General features: G+C 62.1%; 19 protein-coding genes. 8 read left to right on the forward strand and 11 right to left on the reverse strand.

The features are described from left to right. Positions 1-87: 87 nt before the first annotated feature. A complete protein-coding gene (locus P0D71_RS09830) occupies positions 88-294 on the reverse strand; it encodes a cold-shock protein (RefSeq protein ID WP_007180614.1) in 207 nt (68 codons plus the stop codon). A gap of 549 nt (positions 295-843) precedes the next feature. Between P0D71_RS09830 and clpS the strand changes: the two genes are divergently transcribed. After that, entirely contained in the window at positions 844-1,158 is a 315-nt protein-coding gene (gene clpS, locus P0D71_RS09835; RefSeq protein ID WP_006050100.1) for an ATP-dependent Clp protease adapter ClpS, read from the forward strand. After that, entirely contained in the window at positions 1,155-3,452 is a 2,298-nt protein-coding gene (gene clpA, locus P0D71_RS09840) for an ATP-dependent Clp protease ATP-binding subunit ClpA (protein ID WP_011489636.1), read from the forward strand. The genes clpS and clpA overlap by 4 nt, the downstream gene beginning before the upstream one ends. Before the next feature lie 66 nt (positions 3,453-3,518). Here the strand turns inward: clpA and P0D71_RS09845 are convergent, their stop codons facing one another. From P0D71_RS09845 to P0D71_RS09875, 7 genes are all read right to left on the reverse strand, one after another. Then, positions 3,519-6,029 (reverse strand): hypothetical protein, encoded by a 2,511-nt coding sequence (locus P0D71_RS09845; RefSeq protein WP_408479831.1) that lies wholly within the window; start codon positions 6,027-6,029, stop codon positions 3,519-3,521. Positions 6,030-6,429: 400 nt separating this feature from the next. Further along, on the reverse strand, positions 6,430-6,876 hold the full coding sequence (gene dut, locus P0D71_RS09850; protein WP_091799679.1) for a dUTP diphosphatase: 447 nt from the start codon (positions 6,874-6,876) through the stop codon (positions 6,430-6,432). A gap of 13 nt (positions 6,877-6,889) precedes the next feature. Next, positions 6,890-7,909 (reverse strand): LLM class flavin-dependent oxidoreductase, encoded by a 1,020-nt coding sequence (locus P0D71_RS09855; RefSeq protein ID WP_408185242.1) that lies wholly within the window; start codon positions 7,907-7,909, stop codon positions 6,890-6,892. A 74-nt stretch (positions 7,910-7,983) separates the two neighbouring features. After that, a complete protein-coding gene (gene coaBC, locus P0D71_RS09860) occupies positions 7,984-9,198 on the reverse strand; it encodes a bifunctional phosphopantothenoylcysteine decarboxylase/phosphopantothenate--cysteine ligase CoaBC (protein WP_408479832.1) in 1,215 nt (404 codons plus the stop codon). Positions 9,199-9,311: 113 nt separating this feature from the next. Continuing rightward, the gene (lspA, locus tag P0D71_RS09865; protein ID WP_091801052.1) at positions 9,312-9,821 is read right to left on the reverse strand and encodes a signal peptidase II; all 510 of its coding nucleotides are present in this window, start codon (positions 9,819-9,821) and stop codon (positions 9,312-9,314) included. An 11-nt stretch (positions 9,822-9,832) separates the two neighbouring features. After that, positions 9,833-12,670: an isoleucine--tRNA ligase gene (gene ileS, locus P0D71_RS09870; protein ID WP_408479833.1), complete on the reverse strand. Its 2,838-nt coding sequence runs from the start codon at positions 12,668-12,670 to the stop codon at positions 9,833-9,835. 168 nt (positions 12,671-12,838) lie between these two features. Beyond that, positions 12,839-13,834 (reverse strand): bifunctional riboflavin kinase/FAD synthetase, encoded by a 996-nt coding sequence (locus P0D71_RS09875; protein WP_091799693.1) that lies wholly within the window; start codon positions 13,832-13,834, stop codon positions 12,839-12,841. A gap of 117 nt (positions 13,835-13,951) precedes the next feature. Between P0D71_RS09875 and purN the strand changes: the two genes are divergently transcribed. The 6 genes from purN to nadC all read left to right on the forward strand — a co-directional run bounded on the left by purN (position 13,952) and on the right by nadC (position 20,858). Then, positions 13,952-14,605, forward strand: a complete 654-nt coding sequence (gene purN, locus P0D71_RS09880) for a phosphoribosylglycinamide formyltransferase (protein WP_091799696.1) — start codon at positions 13,952-13,954, stop codon at positions 14,603-14,605. Next, positions 14,602-15,861 (forward strand): RsmB/NOP family class I SAM-dependent RNA methyltransferase, encoded by a 1,260-nt coding sequence (locus P0D71_RS09885; protein ID WP_091799699.1) that lies wholly within the window; start codon positions 14,602-14,604, stop codon positions 15,859-15,861. Before purN ends, P0D71_RS09885 begins: the two co-directional genes overlap by 4 nt. 73 nt (positions 15,862-15,934) lie before the next feature. Next, positions 15,935-17,290 (forward strand): mechanosensitive ion channel family protein, encoded by a 1,356-nt coding sequence (locus P0D71_RS09890; RefSeq protein ID WP_408479834.1) that lies wholly within the window; start codon positions 15,935-15,937, stop codon positions 17,288-17,290. Positions 17,291-17,492: 202 nt separating this feature from the next. Continuing rightward, positions 17,493-18,689, forward strand: a complete 1,197-nt coding sequence (locus tag P0D71_RS09895; RefSeq protein WP_408185238.1) for a DesA family fatty acid desaturase — start codon at positions 17,493-17,495, stop codon at positions 18,687-18,689. A gap of 130 nt (positions 18,690-18,819) precedes the next feature. Further along, entirely contained in the window at positions 18,820-19,959 is a 1,140-nt protein-coding gene (gene nadA / locus P0D71_RS09900; protein ID WP_091799708.1) for a quinolinate synthase NadA, read from the forward strand. After that, positions 19,959-20,858, forward strand: coding sequence for a carboxylating nicotinate-nucleotide diphosphorylase (nadC, locus tag P0D71_RS09905; RefSeq protein WP_408479835.1), 900 nt, complete (start codon positions 19,959-19,961; stop codon positions 20,856-20,858). Before nadA ends, nadC begins: the two co-directional genes overlap by 1 nt. Positions 20,859-20,946: 88 nt before the next feature. On the opposite strand, the gene nadB is transcribed toward nadC, so the two are convergent. The 3 genes from nadB to rpmB all read right to left on the reverse strand — a co-directional run bounded on the left by nadB (position 20,947) and on the right by rpmB (position 23,226). Further along, entirely contained in the window at positions 20,947-22,545 is a 1,599-nt protein-coding gene (gene nadB, locus P0D71_RS09910) for an L-aspartate oxidase (protein WP_408479836.1), read from the reverse strand. Positions 22,546-22,814: 269 nt separating this feature from the next. Continuing rightward, a complete protein-coding gene (gene rpmG / locus P0D71_RS09915; protein WP_007180630.1) occupies positions 22,815-22,982 on the reverse strand; it encodes a 50S ribosomal protein L33 in 168 nt (55 codons plus the stop codon). Positions 22,983-22,992: 10 nt separating this feature from the next. Continuing rightward, positions 22,993-23,226, reverse strand: coding sequence for a 50S ribosomal protein L28 (gene rpmB, locus P0D71_RS09920; RefSeq protein WP_007180631.1), 234 nt, complete (start codon positions 23,224-23,226; stop codon positions 22,993-22,995). Between the last annotated feature and the right edge of the window lie 84 nt (positions 23,227-23,310).

Here is a 23,310-nt window from a genome sequence, read left to right on the forward strand (position 1 = left end):
GAGGACAACCAGCCCAGTCAGAATGCGACGCTCAAAAAAAGAAACCCGGCACGAAGCCGGGTTTCAAAGGACGGGAATCGACCAGATTCAGGCAGGTGCCTGGATGTTCGATGCCTGTTTGCCTTTCGGGCCTTGCACGACCTCGAAGGTTACCTTTTGGCCTTCCTTGAGGGTCTTGAACCCATTCATCTGGATGGCCGAGAAGTGTGCAAACAGATCCTCGCCGCCTTCGTCAGGCGTGATGAATCCGAAACCTTTTGCGTCATTGAACCATTTGACCGTACCAGTTGCCATTCCAACTTCCCCTGTAACTCATGTCACTACCACGAGCCCTCGAAAAGCTCGACGACCGCGCGATGCAGCCGCTCCCTCCTCACAAGCTCACCATCGGCATTTTTTCGAAATTATGGCTTGGTGAAAAAAGTGCCAGCTTGATTGTTGAGGCTCTTTATTCGGGTGTCAAGAAAATTTTGAGATGCCGTTGCCGCGTTGCAAACAGGCACTTTCCAGGGTTTTTCCCGCTTTCGTTATGTGCGGTTGCGCAAGCGGGCTGTCTTGAAAAGTCGCATAATCGACTCACATGCTGTTCAGCGGGTTGCCCCGGTGCCAACGAGGCCGGGCGAGCTCTCAGCCAGCTACGGCAGGTTGTGCGATACTCGATCCGACTGCGGCGCAGCACGGCCGCAAGCATCACAGGATAGGGGCCGGCTCCGCAATCGGCTCGTCGATTTAACGCACGCTCGAGGGGGGAATCACCCATCAGGCGGTCGCGAACGGGCTCACGGCCAGTCGGCCGGGTTTTGACAGGATTGCGGGCCTGTCCTAGTTGTTTAGAATGGGTGTATGGCGATTATCCCGGACAAGCAGGACGGCACCGTACTGGAGCGGCAGGAGAAAAAGCTCAAGCCGCCATCCATGTACAAAGTGGTGCTGCTGAATGACGACTTCACGCCAATGGAATTTGTCGTGATGATCGTGCAGGAATACTTCAATAAAGATCGTGAAACCGCAACACAGGTTATGTTGAAGGTGCATCGCGAAGGCAGGGGAGTTTGTGGGGTCTATACGCGGGACATCGCGTCGACCAAAGTCGAGCAAGTCGTTACCCACGCACGGCAGGCCGGGCATCCGCTGCAGTGTGTGATGGAGGAAGCATGATTGCCCAGGAACTGGAAGTCAGCCTGCACATGGCGTTCATGGAAGCACGCCAGGCGCGGCACGAGTTCATAACGGTCGAACATCTTTTGCTGGCACTGTTGGACAATCCGACAGCGGCTGAGGTGTTGCGTGCATGCGCGGCCAATATCGAGGATCTGCGCCAGAACCTGCGCAACTTCATTCATGACAACACGCCGACCGTGCCTGGCACGGACGACGTCGACACGCAGCCCACGCTGGGTTTCCAGCGTGTGATCCAGCGCGCGATCATGCATGTTCAGTCCACCTCGAATGGCAAGAAGGAAGTGACCGGCGCCAACGTGCTGGTCGCGATCTTCGGCGAGAAGGATTCGCACGCGGTGTACTACCTGCAGCAGCAGGGCGTGACGCGTCTGGACGTGGTCAATTTCATCTCGCACGGCATCGCCAAGACGAGCAGCACGGACGCCGCGAAAGCGAGCGACGCGAATGCCGAGTCCGACGAAGCCGCCGCGCAGAAGGAAACTCCGCTCGCGCAGTTCACCCAGAATCTGAACCAGATGGCGAAAGACGGCCGCATCGATCCGCTGATCGGGCGCGAGTCGGAAGTCGAGCGTGTGGTCCAGGTGCTGTGCCGCCGCCGCAAGAACAATCCGCTGCTAGTCGGTGAGGCGGGCGTCGGCAAGACCGCGATCGCCGAGGGCCTCGCGTGGCGAATTACGCGCGGCGAAGTGCCGGACATTCTGGCGGATGCGCAGGTGTATTCGCTCGACATGGGCGCGCTGCTCGCCGGCACCAAGTATCGCGGCGACTTCGAACAGCGCCTGAAGACGGTCCTCAAGGAATTGAAGGAACGTCCGCACGCCATCCTGTTCATCGACGAAATTCACACGCTGATCGGCGCAGGCGCTGCGTCGGGCGGCACGCTGGACGCGTCGAACCTGCTGAAGCCGGCGTTGTCGTCGGGCACGCTGAAGTGCATCGGCGCGACCACGTTCACGGAATATCGCGGCATCTTCGAAAAAGACGCGGCTTTGTCGCGCCGTTTCCAGAAGGTCGACGTGACCGAGCCGACCGTCGAACAGACGGTGGCGATCCTGCGTGGCCTGAAGTCGCGTTTCGAAGAGCACCACGGCGTGAAGTATTCGTCGGGCGCGCTGTCGGCGGCGGCTGAGTTGTCGGCACGCTTCATCACGGATCGTCATCTGCCGGACAAGGCGATCGACGTGATCGACGAAGCGGGCGCGGCGCAACGCATCCTGCCGAAGTCGAAGCAGAAGAAGACCATCGGCAAGAACGAGATCGAGGAAATCATCTCGAAGATCGCCCGTGTCCCGCCGCAAAGCGTGTCGCAAGACGATCGCAGCAAGCTGCAAACGCTGGATCGCGATCTGAAGAGCGTGGTGTTCGGGCAAGATCCGGCCATCGACGCGCTGTCGGCTGCGATCAAGATGGCGCGTGCGGGTCTCGGCAAGCTGGACAAGCCGATCGGTGCGTTCCTGTTCTCCGGCCCCACCGGCGTTGGCAAGACGGAAGTGGCGAAGCAGCTGGCGTTCACGCTGGGCATTGAGCTGATCCGCTTCGACATGTCGGAATATATGGAACGTCATGCGGTCAGCCGGTTGATCGGCGCGCCGCCGGGCTATGTCGGTTTTGACCAGGGCGGTCTGCTGACCGAGGCTGTCACGAAGAAGCCGCATTGCGTGCTGCTGCTCGACGAAATCGAGAAGGCGCATCCGGACATCTACAACGTGCTGCTGCAGGTCATGGACCACGGCACGCTGACGGACAACAACGGCCGCAAGGCGGATTTCCGCAACGTCATCATCATCATGACGACGAATGCGGGCGCCGAGGCGATGGGCAAGTCGGTGATCGGCTTCACGAATCGTCGGGAAACCGGCGACGAAATGGTCGACATCAAGCGCATGTTCACGCCTGAGTTCCGTAACCGTCTGGATGCGGTGATCAGCTTCCGCTCGCTCGATGAGGAAATCATCATGCGCGTGGTCGACAAGTTCCTGATGCAGCTGGAAGATCAGTTGCACGAGAAGAAGGTCGACGCGCTCTTCACCGATGCGCTGCGCAAGCATCTCGCCAAGCACGGTTTCGACCCGCTCATGGGCGCGCGGCCAATGCAGCGTCTGATTCAGGACACGATCCGTCGTGCGTTGGCCGACGAACTGCTGTTCGGCAAGCTGATGAACGGCGGTCGCGTGACGGTCGACGTGGATGCGGAAGACAAGGTGCAGTTGACCTTCGACGAACATCCGGCGCCGCGCAATCCGAACCCGGAAGCGGTGGAAGTCGAATAGGCGCATACGCGGTAGTACTAAAAAACGGCGTGGACCTCAAGTCCACGCCGTTTTTTTTGGCCGATGCTATTGATCGAAACTAACTGGACTGTTCATGTAGGCGTTCAGTTTGTCTCGTGCCCACGCCTCGGGGTTGCCGATTGCCGAGACGATGCCGGTTGTTGCGCCACCGCCCAGCAGGACGGTGAAAATGCCGCGCAACGGAAAGTCGCCATACATTGGATTCGAAATGTCGAACGGTTCGGAGCGCAGGAACATATCCTCGGCGGTAGCGCCCATGGATTGCTGGAACACCGATGGGAATGTCAACGCCAGAATGGTCGGGTGTACGTTACGGTAGTCGGAGCCGATTGCCGGATCGCCGAGCAGGCAACTGCCACCGGTTCCCCAATGTTGGGAGTCGAAATCGGCCGCGACCGGGTCGGTCGTGTTCGGAATGCGGCTCGCGGGGATCTGCCACGGCATGACCGGCACTTTGAGTGCGCGGCTAACCGTCTTGCAGAAGTCGAAATAGCGTTGCCATTCGCGTGGGCCATAGCAATAGCCGTTCACGTACGCGCGTTGTGTGAAATCGTCGGCTTCGTAGCGGTCGATCGCGAGGAAGTCGGGGGCGTACGGCCCGTCGTACACGCCGAGGCTGGCGACATAGTCGGCCGTTTGCTGTGCCATTTGCGACGTTATATCGGTATCCTCATAGATCCACTCCGAGTAGCCGACGCCCCAGAGATTGATCTGCCAGCCGAAAGTCACGCTTGGCGCCACTGTGCGCGTCAGCCAGTTCACAGCGAGGACGTAGCCGGCTATGTCTTCGGTGATATTGCCGGGAATCTCCAGTGAGAGCGACCAATGGTCGAGCGCGGTTTGCAGCGGCCCGCGCACCGGCATCGAGTAGGTCGGGCCGAAGTTGGCCTGCTCGCACGCACCGAGAAAGTCCGGGTTCACGATGAAGCCTGCCGGAACCGGGTGCTCGTCGTCGATCGACTCGGTGGCGATGTTCAGCGCCAGGATGTAGTTCGCGAAACTGTGCGCGTGAGCGTCGGCGTTCGCGAGGATCCCCGGCGTGTTGCCGAGCGACAGGTTGCAGGTGTACGACACCATCACCGGCAGCACGGGCTGAATGCTATCCAGTTGCGCTTCGACGTTGCGGGCAAGGGTGATCGTCGTGCGCGTTTGGACGTCGTCGGCCAGGTAGACGTTCGAGTCGCCGGCGCCGTCTGTGCCGGCGTAATCGAAGAGCGATGTCGCGCGCGCCGCGGCAAAGTCCGCCAGATTGCTCGGCTGCAAATCGGCGCAACCGCCGAAGCACAGGTACGCTGGGAAACCACGCACGCGGAGGTTCGCGGATGCATCGACGCTCACGTCGAGTTCAACTTTGCCGCCACCGCTCACGGCTAATTGCGCTGGCGCGTTGACGGCATACACGATGCCCGCCGACAGGAAGTCGCTGGTCTCCACCGTGTAGTGGCCCGACTGCACGAGCGCCGAGAAAGCGGTCTGCTGCGACTTGACGGTGACCGTCTGCAGATAATTCATATGGCTGCCGATCAGGCGTAAGTCGATCTCACGATCGAGTGTCTGTTCGGCCGTGATCTTGATCGCTACCTTGACGTATCCCGACGTGTTGACGGGCTTGCTCGTCACCATGGAATCGTTGATGCTCACCTTCTGCAGTGCGTTCGTCAGCGTGATATCCGGCACCTTGAACGAGTAGTTGACATCGTTCAGCGCGACGTTCTGTAGCGAAACACGCGCGGTGCCCGAGGGCGGCAGCTTGCGCAGCGACGTCACGCTGTTGGTCTTTGCATCGAATTCGGCGAGCGTGTTGCCGGTCTTATTGTCGATCAGCGTGACGCTGAGCGTTTCGCTCGACAGACCGGTGAGCGAACCGATCGAAATATCGAGCGCGCAATAGCGTTCGACCGGCCCGAAGGATGCTTCGATCGTCGAGGTGTTGCCGGCCACGACTTCAACCGAAGTGGGATGGATGACAAGCGGCGCGACGACGGTCTCATCGTCAGTAGAGACACTGTCACCGCTCACCGTATAGACGCCTTGTTGCAGACTCGCAGTGACGCTCTCGCCATAGCTTAGCGGCAAGGTGGAGATCATGCTGCCTTGGGCGAGCGTGAGAACGGGCGTCACGCTCGCGAGAGCCTGGTCTGGCGCGGTTGCGCACGCGGCGGACACCGTGCCGAAGATGGTCGGCGCCTGATCGGCCGCGAACACGAATGAATCGAGCCAGGTGTGCGGATCGGCAACAAGATTGCCGTTGATACCAATAGTGATCTGATCGGGCGGCTGCATCGTATATGACGTCGTGAACGCCATCTTCACAGTCACGTTGACGTCGCTGTCGCCGACTTGCGACGCTTCCACGGTAGTCGCGCCGACCACCCAACTGATGAACTGAGGCTGGATGGCCGTGGCGTCCAGGTTGGCCGGCGAATGGAAGTTGAATGCAAGGAACTGGTTGACGCTGACCGCGCTGCCATCTTCATAGCGCAGGTTGGAGACGATGATCGTGCCATACCATTCATTGGCACCCGGGCCGACGATTGCATCATATTCGATCTTCATACTGGCTCCATTCAGGTTTATCCGGCGAGCACTGATTGATCGCCGGGGTGGGCGAAGAAAGAGCTGTCCGGAAGAGTAACTATCCGCACCACGCTGACTATGATAGGGATAGCTAAGTAAATCCATAAATTGAAAGCACTACTCGTGACGCGAACCTCCTTTATCTGGCTTTGATGGAACTGGGAAGCGCAAGCGTGAGGTGGCCGACAATGAATCAGTGAATGTGGCCGGATAGATCGGTGCTGCTGGTGGTTGATTTATAGGTGGGGGGCGTGAAGGTCCAAATCGGATAACTCCGAATTTGATTCGCGCCGCAGAAAGGCGCGAGGAAGGCTTGAGGCGGGGGAGAGAGAGCCGTGCTGGATCGGGCTAAGCCAGCACGGCTTTAGGGAAATCTAGCTTAATGCTTGCCCGTGCTGCCGAAACCGCCGGCGCCGCGCTCGCTGGTTTCGAAGTCGTCGACGATATTGAACTCCGCTTGAACGACGGGCACGATCACCAGTTGCGCAAGGCGCTCCATCGGATTCAGCACGAACGTGCTCTCGCCACGGTTCCATGTCGAGATCATCAGTTGACCTTGGTAATCCGAATCGATCAACCCGACGAGATTGCCTAGCACGATCCCGTGCTTATGACCCAATCCCGAGCGCGGCAGAATCAATGCGGCATAGCCGGGATCGCCGACGTGAATGGCCAGACCCGTCGGCACTAGCGCGGTTTCACCGGGTTTGAGCGTCAACGGTTCGTCGAGGCACGCGCGCAGGTCGAGGCCCGCGCTGCCGGTAGTGGCGTAAGCCGGGAGCTGGTCGCGCATGCGCGCGTCGAGGATTTTCAGGTCGAGTTTCATGCAGGTTCGAAGGTTACGGAGTGGAGGCCGCGCGTTCGAGCTGGAACGCTTCGGCAAGAAGTTCATAGGAACGCAGTCGGGCGCGATAGCTGCCCGCAACGGTGAGCACGATCAACTCGTCGGCTTCGAACTGTTCCTGGAGCGCATGGAGCCGTTCGGTGACGGTTCCCGGCGTGCCGATGATACTGCGCGGTTTTTCGCGCGAGATGACCAGCTGCTCGCGCTCGCCATACTCCTGCGTGATGCCTTGTTCGATCGACGGAATCGGCTCGTTCAGACCGTAGGCCATTTGCACGCGGCGCAGATCAACGGCTTTTTCCAGGTCCGCGGCTTCCTGCTCGGTGTCCGCGCAGATCACGAACACGGCGGCCGCCAGATACGGTTGCTGTATGCCCTGGCCGGCCTTGAAGCGCTCGCGATAGGCATGCGCGACCTGATGCCCGAAATGCGCGTTGATGAAGTGCGCAAACGCAAACGGAATGCCGAGTTGCGCCGCCAGCAGTCCGCCGAATTCGCTCGACCCGAGCATCCACACTTGCGGGCGCGTATCGATTTGCGGCTGCAGCAGTACGCCGTTCGCAATGTGATCGTCGGGCAACGTGCCGTTCATCAGGCCGATCAGATCGGCCACTTGCTGCGGAAAAATATCGCCGCGATTGTAGTCGCCGGCAGCGACCGCTTGCGCGGTGCGCATGTCACCGCCCGGCGCGCGCCCCACGCCCAGATCGATACGATTGGGGAACAACGCCTCGAGCATCATGAATTGCTCGGCGACCTTGAACGGGCTGTAGTACGGCAGCATCACGCCGCCGGAGCCCAGCCGGATGCGCGTCGTGATACTGCCGAGGCGCGCCAGCATGACTTCGGGGCAGGGGTTCGACACGCCACGCAGGCCGTGATGTTCGGCGCACCAGTAACGCGTGTAGCCGAGGTCGTCGGCGAGTTGCGCGAGTTCGACCGTGGCGGCAATCGCATCCGCCACCGAGTGCCCGGCGATCACCGGCGTTTGATCGAGTACGGATAGTCGCGTCATGTCAGTACCGCTCCAGATGATTCAATTCGCTACCGCGACTCCCGGCGACCGCACTGACGTGCCGCTGGAATGGCTCAGCGAATCAGACTTGTGTCGGGCAGACGCTTCGCGATTTCCGCGATCAGGGCGCGCGCGAGCGTCTGCTTGTCGGCGCGCGGCAGCTTGGTCACGCCACTTGCTTCGAACAGGATCACCTCGTTGTCGTCGAGGCCGAAAGTCAGCGGACCGAGATTGCCGATCAGCAGCGGCACGTTCTTGCGCACGCGCTTTTCTTCGCCATGGACTTCGAGGTCGCCGCTTTCCGCGGCAAAGCCGACCGCGAACGGCGGATGCGGCAGTTTGGCCACGGAGGCCAGAATGTCCGGATTTTCGACGAAAGCGAAGCTCGGCAGCGCACGATCCGCCGTTTTCTTGATCTTGTGCTCGCTGGCGTGATCGACGCGCCAGTCGGCCACCGCGGCCACGCCGACGAAGATATCGGCATCCGCGACCGAGTGCATGACCGCGTCGTGCATCTGCTGGGCGGTTTGCACGTCCTGACGGAACACGCCCCAAGGCGTTTCCAGTGCGACCGGGCCGGCCACCAGATGCACCTCGGCGCCGGCCTGCTGCGCGGCACGCGCCAGCGCAAAGCCCATCTTGCCGCTGGAGCGGTTGGTGATGCCGCGCACCGGATCGAGCGGTTCGAACGTCGGCCCGGCGGTCAGCAGCACGCGCCGGCCAGCCAGGATTTTCGGTGCGAAGAACGAGGCGATCGCTTCGTAAGTGGCGGCCGCTTCGAGCATGCGCCCGTCGCCGGTTTCGCCGCACGCTTGCGGGCCGGAATCGGGGCCGAGCACTTCGACCCCGTCCGCGCGCAATTGGGCGACGTTGCGCTGCGTCGCCGGGTTCTGCCACATCTGCCGGTTCATGGCCGGCACGACCAGCAGCGGACAATCGCGGGCCACGCACAGCGTCGCCAGCAGGTCGTCGGCCATGCCGTGCGCGAGTTTGGCGAGGAAGTCGGTCGAGGCGGGCGCGATCACGATCGCATCGGCTTCACGCGAGAGATCGATGTGCGCCATGTTGTTCGGTACGCGCGCGTCCCACTGGCTCGTGTAGACCGGGCGGCCGGACAACGCCTGCATGGTGACGGGCGTGATGAACTGCGTGGCCGCTTCGGTCATGACGACCTGCACGGTCGCGCCGGCCTTGGTCAACAGACGCGTGAGTTCGGCGATCTTGTAGCAGGCAATACCGCCCGTCATGCCGAGGACGAGATGTTTTCCTGCGAGTTCTGCGGTTGCCAACGAAAGCCTCCGACAAAGCGTGGTGGCGGTCAGCGGGGCGGGGCGTTGCATCCCCGCCGCCGCGCCTTTCAAGCCGTACTGGTGCGCAAGCCTGAGCGCGAGCGCCTGCTGTCTTAGCGTGCGCTGCCGCGTACGCGCCGCAGTTCGTCGAGCACGAGCAGCACCGCGCCGACCGTGATCGCGCTGTCGGCGAGATTGAACGCCGGCCAGTGCCACGTGCGTACGTGGAAATCGAGGAAGTCGATCACGTGGCCGTACGCGAGCCGATCGATCACGTTGCCGAGCGCACCGCCGAGAATCAGCGCAAGCGCCGTGCAGAACATCTTCTGGCCGCCGTGACGCTTGAGCAGGTAGCAGATCACCAGCGCGGCCACCACGCCGAGCGCGGTGAACGCCCAGCGTTGCCAGCCGCCCGCCATGGCGAGGAAGCTGAATGCCGCGCCGCGGTTGTACACGAGGATCAGGTTGAAAAACGACGTGACCTCATGCGCGACACCGTAGGCGAACACCTTCTGGACCGCGATTTTCGTCAACTGATCGAACAGGATGACGATCAGCGCGACCCCGAGCCAGGGCGCCAGCGAACCGTTTGCAGCAGATGTTTTCGACGCGGTTTTCGACATGGTTCTCGCCATTATGCCGCGCTCCTGGTTTCACCGTTGCCGAACAGATTGCTGAAGCAGCGGCCGCACAGCGTGGGGTGTTCGGCGTTCGCGCCGACGTCCGCGCGGTAATGCCAGCAGCGTTCGCACTTCAGATACTTCGAGGCGATGACCTCGACGCCTTCTTCCGCTTCGCTGCCGACCATCGCGACGTTCGCCGCCGAGGTGATCAGCACGAACTTCAGGTCGTCGCCGAGGCTCGTGAGCGCGTCGTAACGCGCGCCGCTCGCGCGAATTTCCACTTCCGCCTGCAACGACGAACCGATCAGGTTCGCCACGCGCGCTTCTTCCAGCGCCTTGGTCACGTCGCTACGGGCGGCGCGCAGGAGCGTCCACTTGTCGAGCAGCGCGCCGGCGTCCGGCACGGCCGGGAACGCGTGATACGTTTCGGTGAAGATCGTCTCGCTGTTCGGCTTGAAGATCTTCCACGCTTCTTCCGCGGTGAACGACAGGAAAGGCGCCATCAGACGCAGCAGGCCGTGCGCGATGTGATACAGCGCGGTCTGTGCCGAACGGCGCGCCACGGAGTCCGCGGCGGTCGTGTACAGACGGTCTTTCAGCACGTCCAGATAGAAGCCGCCGAGGTCTTCCGAGCAGAACGTCTGCAGCTTGGCGACCACCGGGTGGAACTCGTACTTCTCGTAGTGCGAGAGGATGTCGTTTTGCAGATTCGCCGACAGCGCCACCGCATAGCGGTCGATTTCCAGCCAGTCTTCGACCGGACGCGCGTTCTTCTCGAAGTCGAAGTCCGACAGGTTCGCGAGCAGGAAGCGCAGCGTGTTGCGGATGCGGCGATAGCCTTCGGTCACACGCTTCAGGATTTCTTCGGAGATCGCCAGTTCGCCCGAATAATCGGTCGAGGCGATCCACAGGCGGATGATTTCCGCGCCGAGGCGGTTCGCCACTTCATGCGGATCGATCCCGTTGCCGAGCGACTTGCTCATCTTGCGGCCTTCGCCGTCCACGGTGAAACCGTGCGTGAGCAGCGCGTTGTACGGCGGACGGCCGTCGAGCATCGAGGCGGTCAACAGCGACGAGTGGAACCAGCCGCGATGCTGGTCCGAGCCTTCCAGATACAGGTCGGCCGGGAATTGCAGTTCGTCTTTATGCGAGCCGCGCAGCACGTGCCAGTGCGTGGTGCCCGAATCGAACCACACGTCCAGCGTGTCGCGGTTCTTTTCGTACATGTTGGCGTCGTCGCCGAGCAACTCGCGCGGGTCGAGCGATTGCCAGGCTTCGATGCCGGCCTTCTCGACGCGTTGCGCGACTTCTTCGAGCAATTCCAGCGTACGCGGATGCAGTTCGCCGGTTTCCTTGTGCACGAAGAACGCCATCGGCACGCCCCATTGGCGTTGGCGCGAGAGCGTCCAGTCCGGGCGATTCGCGATCATGCTGAACAGGCGCTGCTTGCCCCACGCCGGATAGAACGCGGTGTTCTCGATGCCTTCGAGCGCGGTTTCGCGCAGCGTCTTGTCGGTATCGTTCGGCTTCACGTCCATACCCGCGAACCATTGCGACGTGGCGCGGTAGATGATCGGCGTCTTGTGACGCCAGCAGTGCATGTAGCTGTGCGTGTACTTCTCGGTGCGCATCAGCGAGCCCGCGCCTTGCAGCGCTTCGACGATTTGCGGGTTGGCCGCCCAGATCGACAGGCCGCCGAACAGCGCGAGCGATTCGATATAACGGCCGTCGCCCATCACCGGATTGATGATGTCCGAGTCCGCCATGCCGTGCGCCTTGCACGACACGAAGTCTTCCACACCGTATGCCGGCGACGAGTGGACGACACCCGTGCCGGTTTCGGTCGTCACGTAGTCGCCGAGATAGACCGGTGCGGTGCGCTTGTAACCCGGGTGCGCGGAGGCGAGCGGGTGATTGAAGCGCAGATTGACTAGCTTCGCGCCCGGCGTGGTGGCGACGATCGTGCCTTCCAGGTCATACAGTTTCAGGCACGCTTCAACGCGCTCTTCGGCGAGGATCAGCAGGCCGCGCGGCGTGTCGACCAGCGCGTAGACGATTTCCGGATGCAGGTTCAGCGCCTGGTTCGCGGGGATGGTCCACGGCGTGGTGGTCCAGATCACGATGCCGCCTTCGTTGCGCGGCAGCGCGTTCAGGCCGAACGCTTGCGCGGTCTTTTCCGGCTCGGCGAAGCTGAATAGCACGTCGATGGTCGGATCGGTCTTGTCCTTGTACTCGACTTCCGCTTCGGCGAGCGCCGAGCCGCAGTCGAAACACCAGTTCACCGGTTTCAGGCCGCGGAACACGTAGCCTTTTTCCATGATCTTCGCGAGCGCGCGGATTTCGCCGGCTTCGTTCGTGAAGTTCATGGTCTTGTACGGATTGTCCCAGTCGCCGAGCACGCCCAGGCGCCGGAAGCCGACCTTCTGCTTCTCGATCTGCTCGGTCGCGTAGGCACGCGCCTTCTGCATGACTTCAGCGGCCGGCAGCGACTTGCCGAACTGCTTTTCGATCTGGATTTCGATCGGCATGCCGTGGCAGTCCCAGCCCGGCACGTAGACCGCGTCGAAGCCCGCCAGATTGCGCGCCTTGACGATCATGTCCTTCAGGATCTTGTTCACCGCGTGGCCGAGGTGGATGTCGCCGTTCGCATACGGTGGGCCGTCGTGCAGGATGAACTTCTTGCGGCCCTTGCTGGCGGCACGGATCTTCTCGTAGACCTTGCGCTCCTGCCATTCCTTGACCCATTGCGGCTCGCGCTTGGGGAGGTCGCCGCGCATCGGGAACGGCGTGTCGAGCAGGTTGACCGGGTAGCGTGACTGCGGTTTCGAATCGGCTTTCTTGTTGCTCATGATGAGGTCGCGGTGAATTCTTTCTATGCGCGCCAAGGCGCGGAATGCGCACGATGCGCGAGGGCGTTGGGCGCGCCCGGCAGGCATGTCGCGTGATTCACGGACGCCCTTCGATGCGCGCGGCGAGGGTACCCTGGGCACTCGGTGCGCCCGCGGGTACCGCGGCGGCTATCTAATTCGGTCAGTGGCCGAGGTGGCGAAGCCGGTAGAACGGCTGCCCGGCGTGCCCGCGCCGACGGCCGCGAACCACGCGCGGGCGTTGACGACGTCGCGCTTGATGGCAGCGGTCAGCGTTTCGAGGTCGACGTACTTTTCCTCGTCGCGCAGCTTCTTCAGAAATTCGACGCGCACGAGTTTGCCATAAGCGTCGCCATGCCAGTCGAGCAGATGGACTTCGAGCAGCACGCGGCCGGAATCGTCGACCGTGGGACGCAGGCCGAGACTCGCGACGCCCGGCAGCGGTTCGTCCGCCACGCCATGCACGCGCACCACGAAAATGCCCATGAGCGCCGGGCGCTTGTGGGCGATCGCCAGGTTCAGCGTGGGGAAGCCGAGATCGCGGCCGAGCTTCATGCCGTGCACGACGTGGCCGCTGATCACATAGTCACGGCCCAGCGCGGCGCGCGCCGAGTCGAGGTCGCCCGCTACCAGCGACGCGCGTACGCCCGAGCTGGAAATGCGCGCGCCCGACGGATCGGCCACCGTGGCCATCTGTTCGACTTCGAAACCGTGTTGCTGCCCCGCGGCCTTGAGCGACGCGAAGTCGCCAGCGCGTTTTGCGCCGTAGCGGAAGTCGTCGCCGATCATCACCCAGCGCGCATGCAGCCCGTTGACGATGATCCGCTCGACGAACGCGTCCGGCGACTGGCTCGCGAACGTGTGATTGAAGTGCTCGACCACCACCCGGTCGACGCCGTTGGTGCGCAGTGCCTCGAGCTTGTCGCGCAGCATGGCGATACGCGGCGGCGCGCCCGCCGGGTTGAAGAATTCGCGCGGGTGCGGTTCGAAGGTCATCACGCAGACGGGCAGGCCGCGCGCATCGGCAGCCGCCCGCACATGGGCGAGCAGAGCCTGATGGCCGCGGTGGACACCGTCGAAGTTGCCGATGGTCAGTGCGCAGGGCGCACGGCTTTCAGCATTGGGAAGACCGCGGAAGACTCTCACGATAGCGGGTTTGAGGTGACGCGGCCGGGGTGCCGCAAAACAAACGATTATAAACGTTCAGCGCAGTGGACGGCGGCGCGTCACGGTTTCGGTGTCCCCGAATGATAAAATCCGCGGATGAAAAAACTCGTCATCCTGATTTCCGGACGGGGAAGCAACATGGAAGCCATCGTTCGAGCCTGCTCGGACGAGGCTTGGCCCGCACAAGTCGCCGCCGTGATTGCCAACCGTCCTGATGCCGCGGGCCTTGCGTTCGCGGCGTCGCACGGCATTGCCACGGCGGTGGTCGACCACCGCCAGTTTCCCGATCGCGACAGCTTCGACGCCGAGCTGGCCCAGCAAATCGACAGCTTCGCGCCCGATCTGGTGGTGCTCGCCGGTTTCATGCGCGTGCTGACAGCCGGTTTCGTCGACCGCTACGCCGGGCGCATGCTGAATGTGCATCCGTCGCTGCTGCCGAGCTTTCCGGGCCTGAAAACCCATCAGCAGGCGCTCGACGCTGGCGTGCGGCTGCACGGCGCGTCCGTGCATTTTGTCACGTCGCAACTGGATCACGGGCCGATCGTCGTGCAGTCGGCGGTTCCCGTCGAGACGGGCGACACCCCCGCCACGCTCGCCGAACGCGTGCTGGCAACCGAACACATTATTTATCCACGCGCGGTGCGCTGGTTCGTCGAAGGGCGCCTTGCTCTGAACGGCCTGCGTGTCACGCTTACGCCGCCGGAGCCGCAATGGCTCTTTGCCGGTCACACCGCCGGAGAGGGCGCATGAGATTGCATGGTTTTCTGATTGGACAAACTGAGACTTTGTTGGCTGAAGTCCTGAAATTCACCGGCCCGGCCGACGCCACCACGAGCCGTTTCTTCCGCGCTCACCCGAAGCTCGGGCACGGCGAACGCGGCGTGATCGCCGAGGCGGTTTTCGCGGTGCTGCGCCGCCGGATGGAATTCGCCCATCTGGCGGAGAGCGGCGCCGGCAGCCCGGCGCGCCGTATGGCTTTGCTCGGCCTGATGCAGACGGCGGGGCGCACGGCGCTCAAGCCTTTCGTGTCCGAGTCCGAGTCGAAATGGCTCGAACACGTCGCGAAGATCGACCCTGAAAGCCTGCCGCTGCGGATTCGCCTGAATCTGCCCGACTGGATCTATCAGGCGCTCAGCAAGCGTTTCGAACCCGATGAGCTGGCGCAACTGGCCGCGGCGCTGAACTATCCGGCGCCGCTGGATCTGCGCTCGAACCCGATCAAGGCGAGCCGCGACGACGTGCTGAACGCGTTGTCGAAGGCCGGCATCGAGGCCGGCCCGACGCCGTTCGCACCATTCGGCGTGCGCGTGGTCGGCAAGCCGCCGCTCACCAAGCTCGACGCGTTCCAGCATGGCTGGGTCGAAGTGCAGGACGAAGGCAGCCAACTGCTGTGCTCGCTGGTCGCGCCCAAACGCGGCGAGATGATCGTCGACTTCTGCGCGGGCGCGGGCGGCAAGACGCTCGCGCTGGGCGCGGCGATGCGCTCCACCGGGCGGCTCTATGCGTTCGATATTTCCGAGCGGCGTCTCGCCAAGCTCAAGCCGCGCCTCGCGCGCAGCGGCTTGTCGAATGTGAACCCCGTGCTGATCGACAGTGAACACGACGCCAAGATCAAGCGCCTTGCGGGCAAGATCGACCGCGTGCTGGTCGACGCGCCGTGCAGCGGCCTCGGCACGCTGCGCCGCAACCCCGACCTGAAGTGGCGCCAGTCGCCGGAATCGGTGGCCGAGCTGGCGCCGAAGCAGGCGTCGATCCTGGCGAGCGCCGCGCGGCTGGTGAAGAAGGGCGGCCGTCTCGTCTACGCGACCTGCTCGATTCTGGAAGCAGAAAACGAAGCGGTGGTGCAGCAGTTCCTCGCCGATCATCCGGATTTCGCTCTGGTGCCCGCGCGCGACGTGCTGGCCGAGCAGCGCATCGATCTGGAAATGGGCGATTACCTTTCCATGTGGCCGCACCGCCACGCAACGGACGGTTTCTTCGCCGCCGTGCTGGAACGCCAGAGTTAAGCAAGAGGCTTTTGCCGGCGCTCGCGGGTTCGTTTCCTGAACCCGGCAGGGCGTCGGCGAGTTCAGCGACATCATGCAAAACCGTCTTTTTCCTCATATGTTCAGCGACCTCGCGCGCGACTTCGGTCAGCCGGTCATGCTGTGGCAAGTCGGCGTCCTGCTCGGGACGCTGGCGATCGCGTGGCTGCTCGCCCGCCTGCTGCGCCGCGCGCTGGATCTGCGTCGTCAGACGCGTTACCAGACCTTGCGCTTCGGCGCGGAAAGCCTGAACCGCGCCTTTTTTCCGTTGATTGGTGCGAGCCTCGTCTGGCTCGCGCGATCGATCACCGGGCAGTTCATGCACACTGCGCTGCTCGATCTGGCCCTGGTGCCGCTGTTCGGCATCGGCTTGATTTACATTGTGTTTTTCTTCGCGCGGCGGGTTTTCAGCCATGACGGCGAGACTCATCCGTGGCTCTTCCTCGTCGAGAAGATCGTCTCGCTGATCGTCTGGTTCGGCATGGTGCTGACCGTCATCGGCATCCAGGACGACGTGATTGCGTGGATGGGGAGCGTTCAGTTCCGCGTCGCCAACGCGCACATGACGCTGCTCTCGCTCATCACGGGCCTGCTGTGGGTATGCGTGACGATGATCGTCGCGATGTGGCTCGGATCCGCGTTCGAAGACCGCCTGATGCGCTCGAAAACGCTCGACGCCAATCTGAAAGTGGTGGTGGCGCGGGTGGGCCGGGCGGCATTCGTACTGGCGGCTGTGCTGATCAGTCTGTCGCTGGTCGGCATCGATATTACCGTGCTGGGCGTGTTCGGCGGCGCGCTGGGTGTTGGGCTGGGCTTCGGTCTGCAGAAGATCGCCAGCAACTACGTGTCGGGATTCATCATCCTGATCGACCGGTCCCTGCGCATTGGCGACACGATCAACGTGAGCGGCCTGCAGGGCATGGTCACGCAGATCCGCACACGCTACACCGTGGTGCGTGGGCTCGACGGCATCGAAACCTTGATCCCGAACGAGAAACTGATTACCGACGTGGTGCAGAACCAGTCGTCATATCTGACGCGCGGCTACGCGAAGGTGGCCGTGCAGGTCGCGTACACGTGCAATGTCGAGCAGGCCATGGCGCTGCTCGCGCAGGCCGCCGCCGACGTGCCGCGGGTGCTGCAGGAGCCGGCGCCGACCCCGTATCTGGCGAATTTCGGCGCGGACGGCATCAACCTCGAACTGGGTTTCTGGATCGAGGACGCGGCCACCGGGACCTCGGGCGTGCGCTCGGCCATCAATCGCAATATCTGGCGACTGTTCTCCGAGCACGACATCTCGATTCCGTTCGCTCAGCGCGAAGTGCGAATCGTCGGCAACGTGCGCGACGGCATGCCGCATCCGGTAACAATGACCGACTCATCGGTCGATCAGGCGGACAGCGCCCACTGACGGGCACTTCGAGCGCGCCGCCGGGTCCCGGAGAGACCTTGGGGGCGCGGCTTCTGTTGATGCTGCACAAAAAATCCCTATTTGTTACAAACACTTGGAACGGTTCCAGTAGAATAACGTCCAATCCCGCTGTATGCTTTCACTTTCTTGACACGCGCAATTTGCGTGTATCTCGTACCTCTCGTTCCACAGGTAAATTGCCTTGTTGAATTCTTTGCTCGATTTTCTTGCCCACGGTGTGTTGCACTTCTCGTGGTGGCAACTCGTGCTGTACACGCTGGTCGCGACGCACATCACGATCATCGGCGTGACGGTCTATCTGCATCGCTGCCAGGCGCACCGCGCGCTGGAGCTGCATCCGGTCGTCAGTCATTTTTTCCGTTTCTGGCTGTGGATGACCACGGGCATGTTGACCGGCCAATGGGCTGCGATTCACCGTAAGCACCACGCCAAATGCGAGACGGAAGAAGATCCGCACAGCCCGCAAACGCGCGGCATCTGGAAGGTGCTGCTCGAAGGCGCGGAACTGTATCGCACCGAAGCGAAAAACGAAGAAACGATGCGCAAGTTCAGTCACGGCACGCCGAACGACTGGATGGAGCGTAACGTCTACACCAAGTACCCGATCCTCGGCGTGAGCCTGATGATGGTGCTGAACGTCGCGCTGTTCGGCGTCGTCGGTCTGACGATCTGGGCCGTGCAAATGGTGTGGATCCCGTTCTGGGCTGCCGGCGTGGTCAATGGCCTTGCGCACTTCTGGGGCTACCGCAACTTCAATTCGTCGGATGCCAGCACCAACATTTTCCCGTGGGGCATCATCATCGGCGGTGAAGAACTGCATAACAATCATCACACGTATGCGACGTCGGCCAAGCTGTCGAACAAATGGTATGAGTTCGATATCGGCTGGATGTACATCCGTATCCTGTCGGCGTTCCGTCTGGCCAAGGTGAAGAAGGTTGCGCCTACGCCGCGCCTGACCACGGGTAAGCTGGTGCTCGATCAGGACACGCTGCAAGCCGTGCTGGCCAACCGCTACGAAGTCATGGCGCGTTACGGCAAGGCGCTCAAGCGCGCCTATCGTCAGGAGTTGGCGCATTTGAAGGAAGTCGGTGCGCGCGAAAAATATCAGCTCATGCGCGGTGCGCGTAGCTGGTTCCACAAGGAAGAAGCCGGTCTCGACGAACCGCAGAAGCGCCAACTGCCGCAAATTTTCGCGAGCAGCCAGAAACTCAAGACGTATATCGACATGCGCAATGAGTTGGCCGCCATGTGGGAACGCTCCAATGCATCGCGCGATCAGTTGCTGATCCAGTTGCAGGACTGGTGTCATCGCGCTGAGCAAAGCGGCATTAAAGCGCTGCAAGAGTTCGCGATGAGATTGCGTCGTTATGCCTGATAGCGAAATCCATTAAAATCTCAGTACGTCACAAAACCCCGCGTTGGCGGGGTTTTGCTTTTTGGGCCGCGGAAACTGCAACGACACGCGATTGATAGTCCGCGGCGGCAGAGCGAAGGCAGAGGAGATCATGGATCAGCAGGCGATCAGGACCGTCGAATACGACCGGCCGCAGGCGCAGGGCACAACCTGCGGAATCGGGCAGGCGTGGGCGAAGGTGCCCGACATGCCGTCGGCGGAACAGAAGGTGGCGCTGAAGGCACGCATCCGCGCATTGCTCGAGCGCGAGAAAGCGGTGCTTGTCGCGCACTATTATGTCGACGCGGAATTACAGGAGCTTGCCGACGAGACCGGCGGCTGCGTGGCCGATTCGCTGGAGATGGCGCGCTTCGGGCGTGATCATGAGGCGCAAACGCTCGTCGTCGCGGGTGTGCGATTCATGGGCGAGACGGCGAAAATTCTGAGTCCGGATAAGCGCATTCTGATGCCGGACCTGGATGCGACCTGCTCGCTCGATCTGGGCTGTCCGGTCGATGAATTCTCGGCTTTTTGCGACGCGCACCCGGATCGCACCGTGGTCGTCTATGCGAACACGAGCGCTGCCGTGAAGGCGCGCGCTGACTGGATGGTGACGTCGTCGATCGGGCTGGAGATCGTTGCCGATCTGCACGCGCGCGGCGAAAAGATCATCTGGGCGCCAGACCGCCACCTCGGCAGTTATATCCAGAACAAGACTGGCGCGGACATGCTGCTATGGCAAGGTTCGTGTCTGGTGCACGACGAATTCAAGGGCATCGAACTCGATTTGCTGCGCGCCGAATATCCGGGCGCGAAAGTGTTGGTCCACCCGGAGTCGCCAGCCAACGTCGTTGCGCAGGCGGATGTGGTCGGCTCGACCACGCAGTTGATCGACGCCGCGCAGAAACTCGACGCGACGCATTTCATCGTAGCGACCGATCTCGGCATCTTGCACAAAATGCAGCTCGCCGCGCCCGGCAAGACCTTGATTGCCGCGCCGACCGCCGGCAATAGCGCGACCTGCAAGAGTTGCGCGCACTGCCCGTGGATGGCGATGAATGGCCTCGCCAATCTGGCCGATGTGCTCGAGCGCGGGCACAACGAGATTTTCGTCGATCGTGCGATCGGCGAGCGGGCGCGTTTGCCGATCGACCGGATGCTGGACTTCGCGGCGCGTCACAAGAAGCGCGTGCAGGCGAGCGGCGATCTTGCACGCGACACCCAACTGTATTCGAATGTGGGAGCAGCGTAATGGGGGCGGTTGAGCGCAATCAAGTCGACGCGGTGTCGCCGCTGTTCGCTGAAATTCAGGCGCAGTACGGTGCGGCATTCGACGCCGCATTGGCGCGCAACGTCGCCGATGCACTGGCCGAAGACGTCGGCGCGGGCGACCAGACGGGCCGGCTCGTTCCCGCGGAAGAAGTGCGCGACGCGCGCATCATCGTGCGTGAGGATGCGGTGCTATGCGGCGTGCCGTGGTTCAACGCGGTGATGCGCCAGGTCGATCCGCGTATCGAAGTCCAGTGGCGCTATCGTGAAGGCGACGCCATGAAGGCCGATACAACGGTCTGTGAAATGCGCGGACCCGTGCGCGCATTGTTGACGGCGGAACGCAACGCGCTGAACTTCCTGCAATTGCTCTCGGGCGTGGCAAGCGCGACACGCCGTTATGTCGACGCCATCGCTCACACGCGAACGCGCGTACTCGATACGCGCAAGACGTTGCCGGGCTTGCGGCTCGCACAGAAATACGCGGTTCGCGTGGGCGGCGGGGCGAATCAACGTCTCGCGCTGTACGACGGCATTCTCATCAAGGAAAACCACATTGCCGCGGCTGGCGGCGTGGGCGCGGCCATGGACGCGGCGCTGGCTCTGAATGCCGGTGTGTCGATCCAGATCGAAGTCGAGACGCTCGCGCAACTGGAAACTGCGCTGTCGCATCTCGCGCAATCCATTCTGCTGGACAATTTTTCGTTCGATGCGATGCGCGAAGCAGTGCGCATTACGGCAGGGCGAGCGGTGCTGGAGGTGTCGGGCGGTGTGAACTTCGATGCGGTGCGCACGATTGCGGAAACCGGTGTTGATCGTGTGTCGATCGGCGCGCTGACCAAAGACGTGCGCGCAACGGATTACTCGATGCGGATCGTCTGACGTTCGAACGCAGCCGGTTGTAGAGAATCGCAAAAAGGCCATCGCCGCATCACCCCGGCGATGGCCTTTTCGTTTCAGCTCACCCCAGTCACACGTTGCGGTTGCGGACATGCTCCGGCGAGAGCACCGTCGGCAGCGCTTTGGGCAATGTCGCCGGCCAGTCACGGCTGAAGTGCAAGCCGCGGCTCTCACGCCGCGAACGCGCGCCCTCGACGATCAACGACGCTACATCGACCAGATTGCGCAATTCGAGCAGGTCGCGGCTCACCTTGAAGTTCGCGTAATACTCGTGGATCTCGTCACGCAGCAGGGCGAGCCGGTGCTTGGCTCGTGCGAGGCGCTTGTCGGTCCGTACGATGCCGACGTAATTCCACATCAGCCGGCGCAGTTCGTCCCAGTTGTGCGCAACCACGACTTCTTCGTCCGGATCGGACACGCGGCTCTCGTCCCAATCCGGCAGCGGCGCATGGACGGCGGCGCTAAAACCTTCTTCTTCGATAGCCTGTGCTGCGGAGCGTCCGGTCACGAGGCACTCCAGCAGCGAATTACTGGCAAGCCGGTTCGCGCCATGCAGGCCCGTGCACGACGTTTCGCCGACGGCATAGAGCCCGGCCAGGTCAGTGCGTCCTGCCAGATCGGTTACGACGCCGCCGCACGTGTAGTGCGCGGCCGGCACGACCGGAATCGCTTCCCTGGTGATGTCGATGCCGAATTCCAGGCAGCGCGCCAGAATTGTCGGGAAGTGTTCACGCAGGAATTCCGGCGGTTGATGGCTGATGTCCAGATACACGCAATCAATGCCACGCTTCTTGATTTCGAAGTCGATCGCCCGCGCGACGATATCGCGCGGCGCGAGTTCGGCGCGTTCGTCGTGGTTCGGCATGAAGCGCGTGCCGTCCGGCAGTTTGAGAATGCCGCCTTCGCCGCGTACTGCTTCCGAAATCAGAAACGACTTCGCATATGGATGAAACAGGCAGGTCGGATGGAACTGGATGAACTCCATATTCGACACGCGGCAACCGGCCCGCCACGCCATCGCAATGCCGTCGCCGGTCGCGGTGTCGGGATTCGTGGTGTAGAGATACACCTTGCCGGCGCCGCCAGTGGCGAGCACGGTATGCGGCGCCTCGATCGTGACGGTGCGGCCGCTTTGCAGATCGAGCGCGTAAAGGCCGTGACAGCGCCGTCCTGGCAAACCGAGGCGGTCGGACGTGATGAGGTCGATTGCGTAGTGATCCTCGAGCAGTGTGATGTTCGGATGACGGCGCACCCGCTCGCTGAGCGTGGCCACTACCGCATGGCCCGTGGCGTCTGCTGCATGAATGATCCGGCGATGGCTATGGCCGCCTTCGCGCGTGAGGTGGAAGCCGAGCTCGGCGGCGTCGTCTTTGGTGAACGGCACGCCTTGCGCGATCAGCCATTCGATCGCGGCACGCCCATGTTCGACGATAAAGCGCGTTGCCGCCTCGTCGCACAGGCCGCCACCGGCGATCAGCGTATCGCTGACGTGATTCTCAATGCTGTCCGCCGAGTCCAGAACCGCCGCGATGCCGCCCTGCGCCCAGTCGCTCGCGCCTTCGGTCATCGATCGCTTGGCGACCACTGCAACGCGCCGGTTCTGCGCAAGATTGAGCGCCACGCTCAACCCCGCCAGACCGCTACCGACAATCGCCACATCGAATTCCATTGCCTACATCTCCGTCTTTCGTTTTGCGTTGACGGCGTGCAATTCGCTCGCCGCTAAAACGAGAAAGGATACGCGCCGCGACGGACGAGGGAAAGCTGGCCGAACGGCATAAGACTGTTCGCGTGGGAGAATATGGAGAGACGGCGACGCAAATGGAGATGCGGCAACGCAAAGACCAGGACAAAGACGGCAGCCAAAAACAAAAAAGCCTCGCACGAGTGCGAGGCTTTTCTGCATGTCTTTTGCCTTCGTCAGGCAGGAGCCAAGACTTACTTGATCTTGGTTTCCTTGTACTCAACGTGCTTACGGACGACCGGATCAAACTTCTTGATCAGCATCTTTTCCGGCATGTTGCGTTTGTTCTTCGTCGTCGTATAGAAGTGACCCGTGCCTGCGGTCGATTCCAACTTGATCTTGTCGCGTGCGCCTTTCGCCATGATTTACTCCTTAGGCTTCACCGCGTGCGCGCAGATCTGCGAGCACAGCGTCGATACCGTTCTTGTCGATCAGGCGCAGGCCGGCGTTCGAAACGCGCAGACGCACCCAACGGTTTTCGCTTTCCACCCAAATACGGCGGTTTTGCAGGTTCGGCAGGAACCGGCGCTTGGTTTTGTTGTTCGCGTGGGAAACGTTGTTGCCGCTCATCGGCGCTTTCCCAGTTACTTGGCATACGCGTGCCATGAGAGCACTCCTAATACGCTAATTCTGAGTTCGAACGCCGTGAAAGTTTCCCGAAAAGAGCCGCGCCGAGTTGTTGATACAACT

The organism is Paraburkholderia sp. RL17-383-BIF-A (assembly GCF_046028015.1).
In the GTDB taxonomy this organism is placed as follows: domain Bacteria; phylum Pseudomonadota; class Gammaproteobacteria; order Burkholderiales; family Burkholderiaceae; genus Paraburkholderia.